This is a genomic window from Pseudomonas psychrophila HA-4 (assembly GCF_000282975.1).
GTDB classification, from domain to species: Bacteria; Pseudomonadota; Gammaproteobacteria; order Pseudomonadales; family Pseudomonadaceae; genus Aquipseudomonas; species Aquipseudomonas psychrophila_A.
This window is the reverse complement of sequence record NZ_ALJC01000042.1, coordinates 17,347-33,818: the sequence shown is the minus strand read 5'-3', so window position 1 is coordinate 33,818 and position 16,472 is coordinate 17,347. Positions and strand designations below refer to the sequence as shown.

The following is a 16,472-nucleotide window of genomic DNA, read 5'->3' as shown; positions in this document are numbered from 1 at the left end:
GGGTGTAATTGACTTAGCTATCAGGAATACCGCAACGCGTGCGCAGGCTCAATTTTGGCTGCGCGGTAAGCCGGGTACAGCGTCGCCAAAAAGCTCAACAAAAACCCCGCGCCGCAGATCAATGCGACGTCGCCACCTTGCAACTCTGACGGCAAGTTGCTGACGAAGTACACGTCCGAGCTGAATATGTGCTGCCCGGATACCCGCTCCATCCAGCCCACCAACTCACTCACATTCAACGCCGCAATCACCCCCAGCACGCCGCCAATCAACGTACCGACAATGCCGATCACGGTACCTTGCACCATGAAAATCGCCATGATCTGGCGCGGTGTTGCGCCGATGGTGCGCAAGATCGCGATGTCCGCGCCCTTGTCGTTCACCACCATGATCAAGGTGGCGATGATGTTAAACGCCGCCACGGCGACGATCATCAGCAACAACAGGCCAATCATGGTTTTTTCCATTTTCATGGCGCTGAACAAACTGCCCTGGGTGTGGGTCCAGTCGTCAGGCTTGTAATCCGCCCCTAGGTTCGCTGCGATTTGCTGCGAGACTTGCGGCGCCGCGTACAGGTCTTTGACTGCCAGACGCACGCTTTGCACCTGGTTCGGCTGCCAATGCTGGATGGCCGCAGCATCCGCCATGTGCACCAGCCCCATCGAGCCATCCAACTCGGCCCCGACCTTGAAGATGCCAACCACGTTCAAACGCTGCAAACGCGGAGTAATGCCGCCCGGCGCGGTGCTGGCTTCAGGCACGATCAAGGTAATCTTGTCGCCCACGCTCAAGCGAAAACGTCGCGCGGTAATGTCACCGAGCACAACCCCGAACTCGCCGGGTTTGAGGTCTTCAAGTTTGCCCTGCACGATGTGCTGGGTGACGATCGACACTTGGCCTTCCAATGCTGGATCAACACCACTGATCTGAATTGGCTGCATTGAGCCCTTGTAGGACAGCATGCCGTCCATCTCGGTAAACGGCACGGCGGCCGTCACTTCCGGATTTTTCATCGCGGCTTCGGCCACCGGGCGCCAGTCATCAATCGGCTTGACGCCCACGATGGTCGCGTGCGGCACCATGCCGAGGATGCGGTTACTCATTTCACGCTGGAAACCGTTCATCACCGACAACACTACGATCATAGCCAGCACGCCCAGGGCGAGGCCGATCATCGAGGTCATGGAGATAAACGAAACAAAACGATTGCGGCGCTTGGCGCGGGTATAGCGCGTGCCGATGAAAATCGATAACGGTCTGAACATTCGCGGGCACCGTATAAAAATAAAAGACCCGACGCCGTCAGACGGCGCCGGGTTTGGCCGATCAAATCGCGGTCAGGCGACCTTCTTGAAGGTGCAGCACGCGATCCATCTGCCGGGCCAGGTTCATGTCGTGAGTCACCACCAGAAACGCGGTGCGCATCGAAGTGCTGAGTTCTAACATCAAGTCCTGAATACCTTGGGCGGTGTGCGAGTCGAGATTGCCGGTCGGCTCGTCGAGCATCACCAGCCCTGGGTTGTTGACCAGTGCGCGGGCAATTGCCACACGCTGACGCTCACCACCCGACAACTCGGCGGGCTTGTGCTCAAGGCGATGGCCCAGGCCGACGCGGGTCAGCAAGGCCGTCGCCCGCTCACGCGCTTCAGGGATCGAGGTTTTGCCAATCAGCAGCGGCATGCACACGTTTTCAAGCGCAGTGAACTCAGGCAATAAGTGGTGAAACTGGTAAACAAAGCCCAGCGAGCGATTACGCAGCAGGCCACGGGCCTTTTCGCCCAGCGCCGATAACTCTTCGCCCGCCAACCAGACGCTGCCGGTGGTCGGGGTATCTAGGCCGCCCAGGAGGTTGAGCAGCGTACTTTTGCCCGAGCCCGAGGTCCCGACAATCGCTACGCGTTCACCCGGACGCAGCTCCAATTGCAGGCCCGACAACACCACCACCGACTCCGGGCCTTCTTCGTAGGACTTGCCCAAGTTGCGGCAACTCAATACTGATTGTTCTTTCATGCCCAACTCACTCATAACGAAGCGCCTGCGCAGGCTGGGTGCGCGCAGCACGCCAAGCCGGGTACAAGGTCGCAAGGAAACTCAGAACCAACGCTGCGCCGCACACCATCAACACATCCTGGGCCTGCAATTGCGACGGCAGGTAGTCGATGAAGTACACGTCTGCGTTGAGAAACTTATGACCGATCAGGCCCTCAAGGGCCGAGATTGCAGCGCTGACATTCAACGCTGCCAATATCCCGACCACCGCGCCAATGGCGGTCCCGACGACACCGATGACAGTCCCCTGCACCATAAAGATCGCCATAATAGTGCCCGGCGTCGCGCCCAGGGTGCGCAGGATCGCGATGTCGCCTTTTTTATCATTGACCACCATCACCAGCGTGGAAATGATGTTGAACGCTGCCACAGCAACAATCAGCAACAGCAGCAAGCCGATCATGGCTTTTTCCATGCGGATGGCTTGGTACAGGTTGCCGTGGGTACGGGTCCAGTCACGGGCGTAATACTGGCCATCACCCAACTGCTGGGCGATTTCCCATGCGGTGCGCGGGGCCTGGAACAGGTCGTCAAACTTGAGGCGCAAACCTTGCACCTGATCTGGCTTCCAGCGCTGCAAACGCGCTAGATCCTGCAAGTTGGTCAGCCCTAGGTAGCCGTCGATTTCACCTGCGCCGACATGGAAGATGCCCTGCACAGTGAAACGCTTCATGCGCGGGAACATCCCGGCCGGGGTCACGGTGACTTCCGGCGCAACAAATGTCAGCTTGTCACCCACCACCACGCCGAGCGCCTTGGCGGCCTTGTCACCAATAATGATGCCGAAGCTACCGGGGGTCAGCGAATCCAACTGACCCTCAAGCATGAAGTGGTCGATGATCGAAACCTTGCGTTCCTGCACCGGATCAATGGCATTGAGCAGCACTTTCTGCACATTGCCATCGTGGGTCAGCAGCCCCTGCATTTGAGTAAACGGCGCGACGGCCTCTACTTTCGGGTTTTGCTGAACCTTGGTTGCCAAGCCTTGCCAGTCACTGATGGGCTGATCGCCGACGATAGTCGCGTGGGGCACCATGCCCAACACGCGGGTGCGCATTTCATGATCGAAGCCGTTCATTACCGAGAGCACAACAATCATTACAACCACGCCGAGGGCGAGTCCGATCATTGAAGTCAGAGAAATGAACGACACAAAATGATTGCGGCGCTTTGCACGGGTATAACGCGTGCCAATAAATACGAAGAGAGGTCTGAACATGTCGGGGCTTGTTCTAGGGAAAAGAAGGCGTCCTTGTGGCGGGGCCTGATAAGCAGCTTTACACTCTGACCACAGCCGCCATCATGGGTTCGCCATGTCGACATTAGATGAAGCAAATCGCCGCGAATACTACCGTATCGAGGATGTGATCGCACTGGAAATAACCCCGCTTTCGCCCCTGGAGGCCGAGAGCGGCAAACTGTTGCAGGATGCATCGCCACTGTTCAATTTACTCAGTGAACTGCACCTCAGCGAATTTGAGTCCCAGCACCTGTTGCGACAGATCAGCGAGCGCGACCGAACGCTGTCCAGCTACCTGAAAACCCTGAACAAACGCGTCGATCTACTCAGTCAGATCGTGGCGCAAACAGTGCTGGGCAAAATTGGTGAACTGCAACCGGTCAAGCTGTCTGAAGGCGGTATCGAATTTCATCACCCGCACGCCTACCCGCCCGGCAGCCATCTGTCCGTCAAGCTGGTGCTGATGCCGCAAGCCCTTGGGTTGCTGCTGCGCGCCCGCGTCGTCGAGTGCCAGGCACAAGAGGATCACTACCAATTTGTTACCGAGTTTGAATCGCTGACCGAGACTCAACGCCAACTGTTGGCCCGTTACATTTTGCAGAAACAAGCTCAGGCAAGACGCCTAGCCCGCGAATTGGACGAACCAACGACCGAATAAGCCGTCAATGGCACCTCTGTAGACGCAGTGAAGCTGCAAAAAGGAGCAATTGTGACCCTGATTTATGGCCATCGCGGCGCCAAAGGCGAAGCACCGGAAAACACCCTCACAAGCTTTGAGCAATGCCTCAAACATGGCGTTCGTCGCTGCGAACTCGATCTGCACTTGTCCAAAGATGGCGAGCTGATGGTGATTCACGACCCGACGCTAAAGCGCACCACTGATCGCCGGGGCAAGGTCATCGAACAGATGGCAGATGACCTGGTGACCTTTGATGCGCGCAAAGGCGGCCCGGGCTGGGTGCATCCGTGCCCAATCCCACGCCTTGAAGAACTGTTTGAACAGTGCGATTTCGAACACTGGCAGCTTGAAGTTAAAAGCGCATCGCGCACTCGCGCCGCCACGACCGTACTGGCGATTCGCGAAATGGCTGTGCGCCACGGCCTGACGGACAAGGTGACCGTCACCTCCAGCTCGCGCGAAGTGCTGAGGGCTGCGCAGGAATTAACCCCAGACCTGTCCCGCGGACTGGTAGCCGAATACGCATGGCTCGACCCATTAAAGGTCGCCCAGAGTTATGGTTGCGAGATTTTGGCGTTGAACTGGACACTCTGCACGCCTGAACGCCTGGAAAAAGCTCAGCGCCAGGGTTTGCATGTGTCGGTATGGACAGTCAACGAACCTGCGCTGATGCGCAGACTCGCTGATTTCGGCGTCGACAGCCTGATTACAGACTTTCCCGGTTTGGCCATTGCCACCCTCGGGAATAGCTGAAATCGGTCTCCCCGGCCGGCTCAGGCCACCGGCCGGAGCCGCTCAAAAAAGCCGGTTTAGACCATCGTAAGCAGCTACCCGATAGGCTTCGGCCATGGTCGGGTAGTTGAACGTGGTGTTCACGAAGTATTTCAACGTGTTCAGTTCGCCAGGCTGGTTCATGATCGCCTGACCAATGTGCACGATCTCTGAGGCCTGATAACCGAAGCAGTGAACGCCCAGCACTTCGAGGGTTTCACGGTGGAACAGGATTTTCAGCATGCCCTGAGGCTCGCCGGCAATCTGTGCCCGCGCCATGCTCTTGAAGAACGCCTTGCCCACTTCATACGGCACTTTGGCCTGAGTCAGTTCTTGCTCGTTCTTACCGATCGAGCTGATTTCCGGAATGGTGTAAATCCCGGTCGGCACGTCATTCACGAAACGCCAACTGCCGTTGTCGACAATGCTACCTGCAGCTGAACGGCCCTGGTCGTGGGCGGCACTGGCCAAGCTTGGCCAACCGATCACATCACCAGCGGCATAAATGTTCGGTACATCGGTGCGGTAGTTTTCATCGACATGCACCTGACCACGGCCGTTGGCTTTGAGGCCGACGTTTTCCAGCCCCAACTGGTCGGTGTTACCGGTACGGCCGTTGCACCAGAGCAAGGCGTCGGCCTTAATCTTCTTGCCAGACTTGAGGTGCAGGATCACGCCGTTTTCAACGCCTTCAACGCGCTCGTACTCTTCAGTGTGACGAACGGTGATGTTGTTGTTGCTGAAGTGGTAGCTCAATGCCTGCGAGATTTCGGAGTCGAGGAAGCTCAGTAACTGCTCGCGGTTGTCTACCAACTCTACCAACACACCCAGACCGCTGAAGATCGACGCATATTCACAGCCAATCACGCCCGCGCCGTAAATAATCAACTTACGTGGGGTGTGGCCCAGGCTCAGGATGGTGTCGCTATCGTAAATCCGCGAATGCGTGAAATCGATGTCGGCAGGGCGATAAGGACGCGAGCCGGTGGCGATAATGATTTGCTTGGCCATCAGGGTTTCAACGACGCCGTTAGGGCATACCACCTCAATGGTTTGTTCGTCGGTGAAACTGCCGGTGCCGAAGAACAAATCAATGCGGTTGCGGGCGTAGTAACCGGTGCGCGAAGCCACTTGCTTGGCAATGACTTTTTCGGCGCTTTTGAGCACGTCCGGGAACGAGAACCAGCGCGGCTCACCAATGGCCCGGAACATCGGGTTGGTGTTGAACTGCATGATCTGGCGAACCGAGTGACGCAAGGCTTTGGACGGGATCGTGCCCAAGTGCGTGCAGTTGCCGCCGACCAGACGCCGGCTATCGACCATTGCCACCTTGCGCCCTGCTTTTGCGGCGTTCATTGCCGCACCTTCTCCTGCAGGGCCAGAGCCCAGTACCACTACATCGTAGTTGTAGACAGCCATGCGTACTCCTCAGAACAGGCCGTGGCACCGCTTTGGGCACCTACGGCTAAATCATGTCGCGGCCAGCGTCATGAAGGGTCAAAACGTGGGGCACAGTCTATAGAAGCCTGAACGCCGCGAACATTAACCCTTGGTCTTGTCGTAGGCTAATTTTGCATTCACTACATGACACTCTCGGCAGCGCCCACAGATTTGTAACAGCCCACACACTCAATTCACAAAATTGGCATAACCTTTAACCACCTGTCGATCAGAGCCCGCCACCATGCGCCAGATATTGATCGTTCTTTTGTTGGCGTACAGCGCCACTAGCCTTGCCGATGAAGCGGCGCTGTTCAAGCAAGCGAATTTTCCTGTGCAATGGAATGACGGCTCACAGGTCATGCCGCGCAAAAGCCAGATTGTGCTGACGTATTTGTGGGCAGATATCTATGCGGCGGCACTGTTCACCCAGCCCGACATCACCCCACAACAGGCTTTCAACGAACAGCGTGACTTGCGTCTGGAATTGTTCTACCTGCGAGATCTGGACCACAGCGATATCACCGACGCCTGCACCACCATTCTAAAACGCCAACACTCTGTGGCTTTTCTAGCCAGCCAACAGGCCGCACTCAAAAAACTGCAAAGCAGCTTCGGCGATATTAAGCGCGGTGATCGCTACGCGCTGGACTACGACCCAAAACGCGGTCTGAACATTGAGCGTAATGGCACGGTGATCTACAACAGCCAAAATCATGAACTGGCCAAACTCTATCTAGGCATCTGGCTCGCACCCGAAGGGTTGCCCGAAAAACTTCGCCAGGATCTATTAGCCCAAAGGCAATAACGCCGAGGTGTAGCCGTAACAGAAGTTGCCTACACTCACCGATACACATATCGTTACAAAACTGTTTTGCACAACGGCGTACGCCTTGATCTTGCAGTGTGGACGAGTAAAAAACATGGATTACGCATAAAACAGATAAAAGCGGGTGATTTCTGATGGCCTCCAGTACGGGCAAAGGCAAGGCGATTTTTCGCGTTGTCAGTGGTAACTTTCTCGAAATGTTCGACTTCATGGTCTTTGGCTTTTACGCCACGGCCATTGCCAAGACCTTCTTTCCTAGCGACAGCGCGTTCGCATCCCTCATGCTTGCCTTGGCAACCTTCGGTGCAGGATTCCTGATGCGCCCACTGGGTGCAATTTTTCTGGGCGCCTACATCGACCGTCATGGCCGTCGCAAAGGCTTGATCATCACCCTCGCACTGATGGCCATGGGCACCGTGCTGATTGCCTGCGTACCGGGTTACGCCACCTTGGGCGTCGCAGCACCGCTATTGGTATTGCTTGGACGCTTGCTGCAAGGCTTTTCGGCGGGCGTGGAACTGGGCGGCGTATCGGTGTACCTGGCGGAAATCGCCACACCGGGTCGCAAAGGTTTCTTCGTTAGCTGGCAGTCCGCCAGCCAACAAGCCGCCGTGGTGTTCGCCGGTTTGCTCGGCGTAGGCCTCAACCACTGGTTAAGCCCAGAAGACATGGGTGACTGGGGCTGGCGTATTCCGTTTTTGATTGGCTGCATGATCGTGCCGGTGATCTTTGTCATTCGTAAATCAATGCAAGAAACACCTGAGTTTGAAGCCCGCAAGCATCACCCTACCCTGCGTGAAATCGTAACCTCCATAGGCCAGAACTTTGGCTTGGTGCTGGGCGGCACGGCATTGGTCGTCATGACCACGGTGTCGTTCTACCTGATCACCGCCTACACCCCGACCTTCGGCAAGGCAGAACTGCACCTAACCGACTTAGAAGCGCTGTTGGTCACTGTGTGCATTGGTCTGTCGAACTTCTTCTGGCTGCCGGTCATGGGCGCACTGTCCGACAAGGTTGGTCGCAAACCCTTGCTGCTCGGGGCGACCATTCTGGCAATTCTGACGGCCTACCCAGCACTGTCATGGCTGGTGGCCAACCCCAGCTTCAGTCACTTGCTGATTGTGGAGCTGTGGTTGTCGTTCCTGTATGGCTCGTACAACGGCGCCATGGTGGTTGCCCTAACCGAGATCATGCCGATTGAAGTGCGTACCACCGGCTTCTCACTGGCTTACAGCTTGGCGACAGCGACCTTTGGCGGCTTCACCCCAGCAGCGTGCACTTACCTTATCCACGTGCTGGACAACAAGGCAGCACCCGGTTTGTGGCTCACCGGCGCCGCAGTTCTGGGCCTGATTGCGACCGTGGTGTTGTTCCGCGGTAACAAGCATGAGTTGCGTGTAGCGCAAGCAGCTTAAGCGGCAACCTCGCTTCTACAGGGCTTTTAAATGCCGCAAAAAAAACGCCCCGAACCAGTCGGGGCGTTTTTAGTTGCAGCGAGTGCTTAGCGTGGAAACGCTGGCGGGTTAACCCCGGCCATGTCTTCCATCACGCGCACCACCTGGCAGCTGTAACCGAATTCGTTGTCGTACCACACGTACAGCACAACGCGGTTGTCATTGCAGATGGTCGCTTCAGCATCCACCACACCGGCGTGACGCGAACCGACGAAGTCAGTGGAAACCACTTCCTGCGAGCTCACGAAGTCGATTTGCTTGTGCAAATCGGAGTGCAACGCCATGTGACGCAAGTACTCGTTCATTTCTTCACGGGTAGCCGGCTTCTCAAGGTTCAGGTTGAGGATAGCCATCGACACGTTTGGCGTTGGAACGCGGATCGCGTTACCGGTCAGCTTGCCAGCTAGCTCAGGCAATGCCTTGGCCGCAGCGGTCGCAGCGCCGGTTTCGGTAATTACCATGTTCAACGCTGCCGAGCGACCACGGCGATCGCCTTTGTGGAAGTTGTCGATCAGGTTCTGGTCGTTAGTGTACGAGTGAACGGTTTCAACGTGACCGTTGACGATGCCGAACTTATCGTTAACAGCCTTGAGCACCGGCACAATGGCGTTGGTGGTGCAGGATGCCGCCGAGATGATCTTGTCGTCTGCGGTGATTTCGCCGTGGTTGATGCCGTGAACGATGTTCTTCAGCTTACCTTTGCCTGGCGCGGTCAGAACAACGCGGTCGATACCTGGGCAAGCCAAATGCTGGCCTAGGCCATCGGCGTCACGCCATACACCGGTGTTGTCCACCAGCAACGCGTTTTGAATGCCGTACTGGGTGTAATCCACCTCGGTAGGGTTTTTCGCGTAGATAACTTGGATCAAGTTGCCGTTCGCGGTGATGGTGTTGTTGGCTTCATCGATCACGATGGTGCCATCGAACGGGCCATGTACCGAGTCACGACGCAGCAGGCTTGCGCGCTTAACCAGATCGTTGTCGGCGCCTTTGCGCACAACAATGGCACGCAAACGCAGGCCGTCGCCGCCACCGGTCTTTTCGATCAGGATGCGTGCCAGCAGACGGCCGATACGACCGAAGCCGTACAGCACAACGTCAGTGCCTTTGCGTGCAGAGGCGTTTTGCTGACCCACTACATCGGCCAGTTCTTCACGCACGAACTGCTCAGCAGTACGGCCATTGCCTTGAGTCTTGAACTTGACAGCCAACTTGCCCAGATCTACCGAGGCGGCACCGAGCTTAAGCTCGCTCATCGCTTTAAGCAGCGGGAACGTTTCGTGTACGGACAACTCGCTGTCGTCAGACTGGCGATGGCGGGCAAAGCGGTGAGCCTTGAGAATCGCAATGACTGAACGGTTGATCAGGCTGCGGCCATAGATCGAACTCACCACATTGTTATTGCGGTAAAGCTGACCGATAAGCGGAATCATCGCTTCTGCGAGTGCTTCACGGTCGATCCATTCACCAAGACACTGGTCGGGCTTCTGAGTCACGGGAACCTTCCACATGTAGGGGCTGAAAAAAGGGGCTACATTATGCCGCTGCGCCCAGACATGGGCAATGCACGCCTGTCACACACAACGACTGAAACGATTAAGCTCCAACAAATTAAGGTGAAAAGATTTTTAACAAACCGACTTTCTCCCTGATTAATTGCCCACCAGCACCCTTTGAAACACTCTTTTTCATCGCGACGCGCTGATTTACTCGCCTCCTTAAAGACGGTAACTGACAGCCAACCCCTTGACCGTTACAATTGCCAACTTTGTCGCAACGCTTGGAGCTCAACCTTCCGTGCCCGTACTGCGTCTACCCAAACTTCCTGCTACGGCAGGTAAACAGCACTGGAGCAATCTGCCCGGTGCCGCCCTGAGCCTCGCCATTGCCGAAGCTGCCAGCGCCGCCAAGCGCTTCACCCTGCTCCTGACCGCCGACAGCCAAAGTGCCGAACGCCTTGAGCAGGAACTGAGGTTTTTCGCCCCCGAACTGCCGGTGCTGCATTTCCCTGACTGGGAAACCCTGCCCTACGACCTGTTCTCGCCGCACCAAGACATCATTTCCCAGCGCATCGCCAGCCTGTACCGGCTGCCAGAGCTTGATCACGGGGTTTTGGTAGTGCCGATCACTACCGCCCTACATCGTCTGGCGCCGACCAAGTTCCTGCTGGGTAGCAGCCTGGTGCTCGATGTTGGGCAGAAGCTGGATGTGGAACAGATGCGCACTCGCCTCGAAGCCAGCGGCTATCGCTGCGTCGACACGGTGTACGAGCACGGCGAGTTTGCAGTGCGCGGTGCGCTGATCGACCTGTTCCCGATGGGCAGCAAACTGCCCTACCGGATCGACTTGTTCGATGACGAAATCGAAACCCTGCGCACTTTCGACCCAGAAACCCAGCGTTCCATCGACAAGGTCGAATCGGTACGCTTGCTGCCTGCACGAGAGTTCCCGCTGCAAAAGGACGCCGTGACCCGCTTCAAGGCACGCTTTCGCGAGCGGTTTGATGTCGACTTCCGTCGCTGCCCAATCTTTCAGGACTTGACCAGCGGAATCACACCCGCGGGCATCGAGTACTACTTGCCGCTGTTTTTCGACGAAACCTCAACCCTGTTTGACTACCTGCCGGGCGACACCCAAGTGTTCTCGCTACCGGGGATCGAACAAGCCGCCGAAAATTTCTGGTCGGACGTGCGTAACCGCTATGAAGAACGCCGCATTGATCCATCACGTCCTTTATTGCCCCCGGCCGAACTGTTCCTGCCGGTTGATGATTGCTTTGCACGCCTGAAAAATTGGCCGCGCGTGGTCGCAAGCCAAGACGACATCGACGCCGGCAGCGGTCGCGAACGCTTCCCGGCCCATCCACTGCCGAACCTGGCCATTGAAGCCAAGGCCAACCAGCCATTGGCCGCACTGTCGGGTTTTCTTGAACAGTTTGATGGCCGCGTGCTGTTCACCGCCGAGTCGGCGGGGCGCCGTGAAGTACTGCTCGAACTGCTCGAACGCTTGAAACTGCGCCCGAAAACCGTCGACAGCTGGCCTGACTTTGTCGCCAGCAAACACCGTTTGGCGATCACGATTGCGCCGCTGGATGAAGGCCTGTTGCTGGATGACCCGGCATTGGCGCTGATCGCCGAAAGCCCGCTGTTCGGGCAACGGGTGATGCAGCGTCGGCGCCGCGAAAAGCGCACCGACGTTAACAACGATGCGGTGATCAAAAACCTCACCGAACTGCGCGAAGGCGCGCCCGTGGTACACATCGACCACGGCGTGGGCCGTTATCAAGGCTTGGCCACGCTGGAAGTCGACAATCAGGTCGCCGAGTTCCTGACCCTCGAATACGCCGAGGGCGCCAAGCTGTACGTGCCGGTGGCCAACCTGCATTTGATCGCCCGTTACACCGGCAGCGATGACGAACTGGCGCCACTGCATCGCTTGGGCTCTGAGACCTGGCAAAAAGCCAAGCGCAAAGCCGCCGAACAAGTGCGCGATGTGGCTGCCGAATTACTCGACATCTATGCCCGCCGTGCGGCTCGCGAAGGCTATGCATTTGCCGACCCGAAAGCCGATTACGCCACGTTCAGCGCCGGCTTCCCGTTTGAAGAAACCCCGGACCAACAAACCACCATCGAAGCCGTGCGTGCCGACATGCTGTCGCCCAAGCCGATGGATCGCCTGGTGTGTGGCGACGTGGGCTTCGGCAAAACTGAAGTGGCCATGCGCGCCGCCTTTATTGCCGTGCACGGCGGCCGTCAGGTGGCGATTCTGGTGCCGACCACCTTGCTTGCTCAACAGCACTACAACAGCTTTCGCGACCGTTTTGCCGATTGGCCGGTGCGGGTTGAGGTGATGAGCCGCTTCAAGTCGGCAAAAGAAATCAACCAAGCCGTGGCTGACCTAGCTGAAGGCAAGATCGACATTGTGATCGGCACCCACAAGCTGCTGCAAGACGACGTCAAAATCAAAAACCTGGGGCTGGTGATCATCGACGAAGAGCACCGCTTTGGGGTTCGCCAGAAAGAACAGCTTAAGGCGCTGCGCAGTGAGGTCGATATTCTGACGCTTACCGCCACGCCAATCCCGCGCACGCTGAACATGGCGGTGTCGGGTATGCGTGACTTGTCGATCATCGCTACGCCACCGGCACGCCGACTGTCAGTACGCACCTTCGTCATGGAGCAAAACAACAGCACGGTTAAAGAGGCTCTGCTGCGGGAATTGCTGCGTGGCGGCCAGGTGTACTACCTGCATAACGATGTCAAAACCATCGAGAAATGCGCTGCAGAACTGGCAGCATTGGTGCCCGAAGCGCGAATCGGCATTGGCCACGGCCAGATGCGCGAACGCGAACTCGAACAGGTGATGAGCGACTTCTATCACAAGCGCTTTAACGTGCTGATCGCTTCGACCATCATCGAGACCGGCATCGACGTGCCGAGCGCCAACACCATCATCATCGAGCGCGCCGACAAGTTCGGCCTGGCGCAACTGCACCAACTGCGCGGCCGCGTGGGGCGTAGCCACCACCAGGCTTACGCCTACCTGCTGACGCCACCGCGCCAGCAAATTACCGGCGACGCGCAAAAGCGCCTCGAAGCCATCGCCAACACCCAAGACCTAGGTGCCGGGTTTGTCTTGGCCACCAACGACCTGGAAATCCGTGGCGCAGGCGAGCTACTTGGGGACGGCCAAAGCGGCCAGATTCAGGCGGTCGGTTTTACCCTGTACATGGAAATGCTTGAGCGTGCAGTGAAGTCGATTCGCAAGGGCGAACAGCCCAACCTCGACCAGCCGCTGGGTGGCGGGCCAGAGATCAACCTTCGCGTGCCTGCGTTGATTCCCGAAGCCTATCTGCCTGACGTGCACACCCGCCTGATTCTCTACAAGCGCATAGCCTCGGCCAGCGATGAAGACGGCCTCAAGGATTTGCAAGTCGAGATGATCGACCGTTTTGGTCTGCTCCCAGAGCCCACCAAAAACCTGGTACGCATTACTCTGCTCAAATTGCAGGCCGAACAACTGGGCATCAAAAAAGTCGATGCGGGGCCACAGGGCGGGCGAATAGAATTTACTTCCGACACACCGGTTGACCCGCTGACTTTGATCAAGCTGATCCAAAGCCAACCCAACCGCTACAAGTTCGAAGGCGCCACCCTGTTTAAATTTATGGTGCCTATGGAGCGCCCAGAAGAACGCTTCAACATCCTTGAGGCGCTGTTTGAGCGGCTCACACCGAAGTCGTCCTAATGAGCCCTGCGCAATGAAACACCCATGCCTCAGCACCTGACCGCCCGACTGACCAAGCCGCTCGCACCGACTTGGGTCAGTCGATTCAAAGAGCAAAGCCTGGAGCGTGGCCGCCGCTACGCTCGGGAAAACCGTGTCAGGATCGCCCAAATCGGCGACAGCCTGATTACCGCTAGCTGTCAGGGCTCCGCAGAGAACGTTTACCGTCAGACCATTCAACTACGCGAGTCAGCCAAGGGCACCCTGCTATTGGTGAGCGCGAACTGCACCTGCCCCGTCCGCACCAACTGCAAGCACACCGCTGCCGTATTACTGAAGATTGAAGACACCTTGAAATACCCCGCTGCCGCCCAGGACGCCGAGCTTCTGGAAAAACTCCAGGCTGTGCTCGACTCGCGCCGTCCTAACAACCTGCCCGAAGTGTTGAGCGATGACGTGCAACCGATACCGCGCCTGTGGCTGGCCAGCGCCGAATTCAGCGCCTTTGAACCGCGTAACGGCAAAATGCAGCGCTACATCCAACATCGCGCCGCACTGTCGTTCAACTACCTGGAGCAGTACGTCAGCGGACAAAAAAATGCCGACGTGCTGATTCGCCAGGAACACCAGACCCTGCGAGTCAAGCGCCACCCCGAGGCTGAAAATGCCTTTCGCGAACAGTTGCGCGTGCTGGGCTTTAAAATTGCGACCCGCCAGAGCAAAGCCCTCCCGGAGAGTGCTGGCGAGCTGTTTGAGATGGTCAACGACAGCGCCTGGCTCAATTTCACCCTGAACCAGATACCCGGCTTGCGCGAGCAAGGCTGGGAGTTGCAGATTGACGAGGACTTCGGCTTTGACCTGAGCCCGGTCGAAGACTGGTACGCGAACGTCGACGAAGCCCCCGAACACGACTGGTTCGACCTAGAACTGGGGATAATCGTCAACGGCCAGCGCCTAAGCTTGCTGCCCATTCTGCTGAACCTGATGCGTTCGCACACCGACATCCTGAGCCCCGAAAAACTCGCCAAACGCCGCGACGACGAACTGATTCTGGTCAATATCCCGGCCACGCCGAACAGCAGTCATGGCCCGCTACAAGTGGCCCTGCCGTATGGGCGTCTGAAGCCGGTACTGGCGACGCTGGGCGAGTTCTATCTAGGCGAACCGGGCGCCACCACGCTGCGAATCAAAAGTGCCGATGCACCACGCCTCAATGCGCTGGATGCACTGCCCTTGCGCTGGGAGGGCGGCGAGCACATTCGCGGTTTTGCCCAGCGCTTGCGCGACATCAAAGACTTCAGCGTCGAAGCCCCAGAAGGCTTGAATGCCAACCTGCGCCCTTATCAGCTTGAAGGGCTGAGCTGGATGCAGTCACTGCGCCAACTGGAAGTCGGCGGCATTCTTGCGGACGACATGGGCCTAGGCAAAACCCTGCAAACTCTGGCGCATATTCTGTGCGAAAAAAATGCGGGTCGGCTAGACCGCCCGGCCATGGTGGTGATGCCAACCAGCCTGATTCCCAACTGGCTGGACGAAGCCGCGCACTTCACCCCGCAACTCAACGTGCTGGCGCTGTATGGCGCAACGCGTAAAAAACACTTTGAACGCCTCAACGACTACGACCTGATACTGACCACCTACGCACTGCTGCCCAAGGACATTGAGCACTTGGCCAAGCTACCTCTGCACGTGCTGATCCTGGACGAAGCGCAGTACATCAAGAATCCCGGCAGCAAGGCGTCACAGGCAGCCTGCGAACTCAGCGCACGTCAGCGCCTGTGCCTCAGCGGCACCCCGCTGGAAAACCATTTGGGCGAGTTGTGGTCGCTGTTTCACTTCTTGCTGCCCGGCTGGCTGGGCGACGTCAAGGCGTTCAACCGCGACTACCGGGTGCCGATTGAACGTCAGGGCAACAACGAGCGCTTGCAACACCTCAATGCGCGCATCAAACCCTTTCTGTTGCGCCGCACCAAAGAACAGGTGGCCACCGAGTTGCCACCGAAAACCGAGATTATCCATTGGGTCGATCTCAACGAAGCGCAGCGCGATGTATACGAAACCATGCGCTTAGCGATGGACAAAAAAGTCCGCGACGAAATCACCCGCAAAGGCGTAGGCCGTAGCCAGATCATCATCCTGGAAGCGTTGCTTAAACTGCGCCAAGTGTGTTGTGACCTGCGACTGGTCAGCGACACCCCGCCGAAAAAAGGTAGCACCTCGGGCAAGCTCGACAGCCTGATGGTGATGCTTGAAGAACTGTTTGCCGAAGGTCGACGCATTCTGCTGTTTTCGCAGTTCACCTCGATGTTGGGGCTGATCGAAGCGGAACTGAAAAAGCGCAATGTCCGTTACGCGCTGCTTACCGGGCAAACCCGTGATCGACGAGCACCGGTTAAAGATTTTCAGAGCGGCACACTGCAAATCTTCCTGATCAGCCTCAAGGCGGGTGGCGTGGGATTAAACCTGACCGAAGCCGACACGGTGATTCATTACGACCCGTGGTGGAACCCGGCCGCTGAAAATCAGGCCACCGACCGTGCCTATCGCATTGGCCAGGAAAAACCGGTGTTTGTGTACAAAATGATTGCGCGCGGCACCGTGGAAGAGAAAATCCAGCACCTGCAGCAGGAAAAGTCGGATTTGGCTGCGGGCGTGTTAGACGACCGAATCGCCGGAGACTGGAAACTGCAAGACGACGACATCGATGCGCTGTTTGCGCCACTGCCGCCTAAAGTCGAGAAACGCTAAAACAGCGCCAATCAATAGAAGCTAGCTTGCCCC

Annotated in this window: 11 protein-coding genes; 6 read left to right on the top strand and 5 right to left on the bottom strand. The window is 57.3% G+C overall.

The genetic code is table 11. The features are described from left to right. Positions 1-20 precede the first annotated feature (20 nt). From B347_RS0105560 to B347_RS0105550, 3 genes are all read right to left on the bottom strand, one after another. A complete protein-coding gene (locus B347_RS0105560; protein WP_019408716.1) occupies positions 21-1,265 on the bottom strand; it encodes a lipoprotein-releasing ABC transporter permease subunit in 1,245 nt (414 codons plus the stop codon). Positions 1,266-1,326: 61 nt separating this feature from the next. Next, positions 1,327-2,010: a lipoprotein-releasing ABC transporter ATP-binding protein LolD gene (gene lolD / locus B347_RS0105555; protein WP_192812357.1), complete on the bottom strand. Its 684-nt coding sequence runs from the start codon at positions 2,008-2,010 to the stop codon at positions 1,327-1,329. A 7-nt stretch (positions 2,011-2,017) separates the two neighbouring features. Continuing rightward, the gene (locus B347_RS0105550; protein WP_019408714.1) at positions 2,018-3,268 is read right to left on the bottom strand and encodes a lipoprotein-releasing ABC transporter permease subunit; all 1,251 of its coding nucleotides are present in this window, start codon (positions 3,266-3,268) and stop codon (positions 2,018-2,020) included. A gap of 94 nt (positions 3,269-3,362) precedes the next feature. Here B347_RS0105550 and B347_RS0105545 point away from each other — a divergent pair, with 94 nt between their 5' ends. Both B347_RS0105545 and B347_RS0105540 read left to right on the top strand, forming a co-directional pair. Continuing rightward, positions 3,363-3,947 carry a PilZ domain-containing protein gene (locus B347_RS0105545; RefSeq protein ID WP_019408713.1) on the top strand — a complete coding sequence of 195 codons (585 nt, stop codon included), beginning with the start codon at positions 3,363-3,365 and terminating at the stop codon, positions 3,945-3,947. Positions 3,948-3,998: 51 nt separating this feature from the next. Beyond that, positions 3,999-4,721 carry a glycerophosphodiester phosphodiesterase gene (locus B347_RS0105540; RefSeq protein WP_019408712.1) on the top strand — a complete coding sequence of 241 codons (723 nt, stop codon included), beginning with the start codon at positions 3,999-4,001 and terminating at the stop codon, positions 4,719-4,721. Positions 4,722-4,763: 42 nt separating this feature from the next. Here the strand turns inward: B347_RS0105540 and sthA are convergent, their stop codons facing one another. Continuing rightward, entirely contained in the window at positions 4,764-6,158 is a 1,395-nt protein-coding gene (sthA, locus tag B347_RS0105535; RefSeq protein ID WP_019408711.1) for a Si-specific NAD(P)(+) transhydrogenase, read from the bottom strand. Between the two features lie 265 nt (positions 6,159-6,423). Here sthA and B347_RS0105530 point away from each other — a divergent pair, with 265 nt between their 5' ends. Both B347_RS0105530 and B347_RS0105525 read left to right on the top strand, forming a co-directional pair. After that, the gene (locus tag B347_RS0105530; protein ID WP_019408710.1) at positions 6,424-6,987 is read left to right on the top strand and encodes a chalcone isomerase family protein; all 564 of its coding nucleotides are present in this window, start codon (positions 6,424-6,426) and stop codon (positions 6,985-6,987) included. A gap of 155 nt (positions 6,988-7,142) precedes the next feature. After that, the gene (locus tag B347_RS0105525; protein WP_019408709.1) at positions 7,143-8,426 is read left to right on the top strand and encodes an MFS transporter; all 1,284 of its coding nucleotides are present in this window, start codon (positions 7,143-7,145) and stop codon (positions 8,424-8,426) included. An 86-nt stretch (positions 8,427-8,512) separates the two neighbouring features. Here the strand turns inward: B347_RS0105525 and B347_RS0105520 are convergent, their stop codons facing one another. Next, positions 8,513-9,976 carry a glyceraldehyde-3-phosphate dehydrogenase gene (locus tag B347_RS0105520; RefSeq protein ID WP_026014006.1) on the bottom strand — a complete coding sequence of 488 codons (1,464 nt, stop codon included), beginning with the start codon at positions 9,974-9,976 and terminating at the stop codon, positions 8,513-8,515. A 286-nt stretch (positions 9,977-10,262) separates the two neighbouring features. Here B347_RS0105520 and mfd point away from each other — a divergent pair, with 286 nt between their 5' ends. Further along, complete coding sequence (gene mfd, locus B347_RS0105515) at positions 10,263-13,712, top strand: transcription-repair coupling factor (protein ID WP_019408707.1); 3,450 nt, start codon at positions 10,263-10,265, stop codon at positions 13,710-13,712. Positions 13,713-13,736: 24 nt separating this feature from the next. Next, positions 13,737-16,439, top strand: coding sequence for a DEAD/DEAH box helicase (locus B347_RS0105510; protein ID WP_019408706.1), 2,703 nt, complete (start codon positions 13,737-13,739; stop codon positions 16,437-16,439). Positions 16,440-16,472 lie beyond the last annotated feature (33 nt).

Bases quoted from the DNA above. Each gene is read 5' to 3' on its own strand.
- B347_RS0105510 (WP_019408706.1), top strand. From the start codon at position 13,737: ATGCCTCAGCACCTGACCGCCCGACTGACCAAGCCGCTCGCACCGACT.
- B347_RS0105530 (WP_019408710.1), top strand. From the start codon at position 6,424: ATGCGCCAGATATTGATCGTTCTTTTGTTGGCGTACAGCGCCACTAGC.
- B347_RS0105520 (WP_026014006.1), bottom strand. From the start codon at position 9,976: ATGTGGAAGGTTCCCGTGACTCAGAAGCCCGACCAGTGTCTTGGTGAA.
- lolD (WP_192812357.1), bottom strand. From the start codon at position 2,010: ATGAAAGAACAATCAGTATTGAGTTGCCGCAACTTGGGCAAGTCCTAC.
- B347_RS0105525 (WP_019408709.1), top strand. From the start codon at position 7,143: ATGGCCTCCAGTACGGGCAAAGGCAAGGCGATTTTTCGCGTTGTCAGT.
- B347_RS0105545 (WP_019408713.1), top strand. From the start codon at position 3,363: ATGTCGACATTAGATGAAGCAAATCGCCGCGAATACTACCGTATCGAG.
- sthA (WP_019408711.1), bottom strand. From the start codon at position 6,158: ATGGCTGTCTACAACTACGATGTAGTGGTACTGGGCTCTGGCCCTGCA.
- B347_RS0105550 (WP_019408714.1), bottom strand. From the start codon at position 3,268: ATGTTCAGACCTCTCTTCGTATTTATTGGCACGCGTTATACCCGTGCA.
- B347_RS0105560 (WP_019408716.1), bottom strand. From the start codon at position 1,265: ATGTTCAGACCGTTATCGATTTTCATCGGCACGCGCTATACCCGCGCC.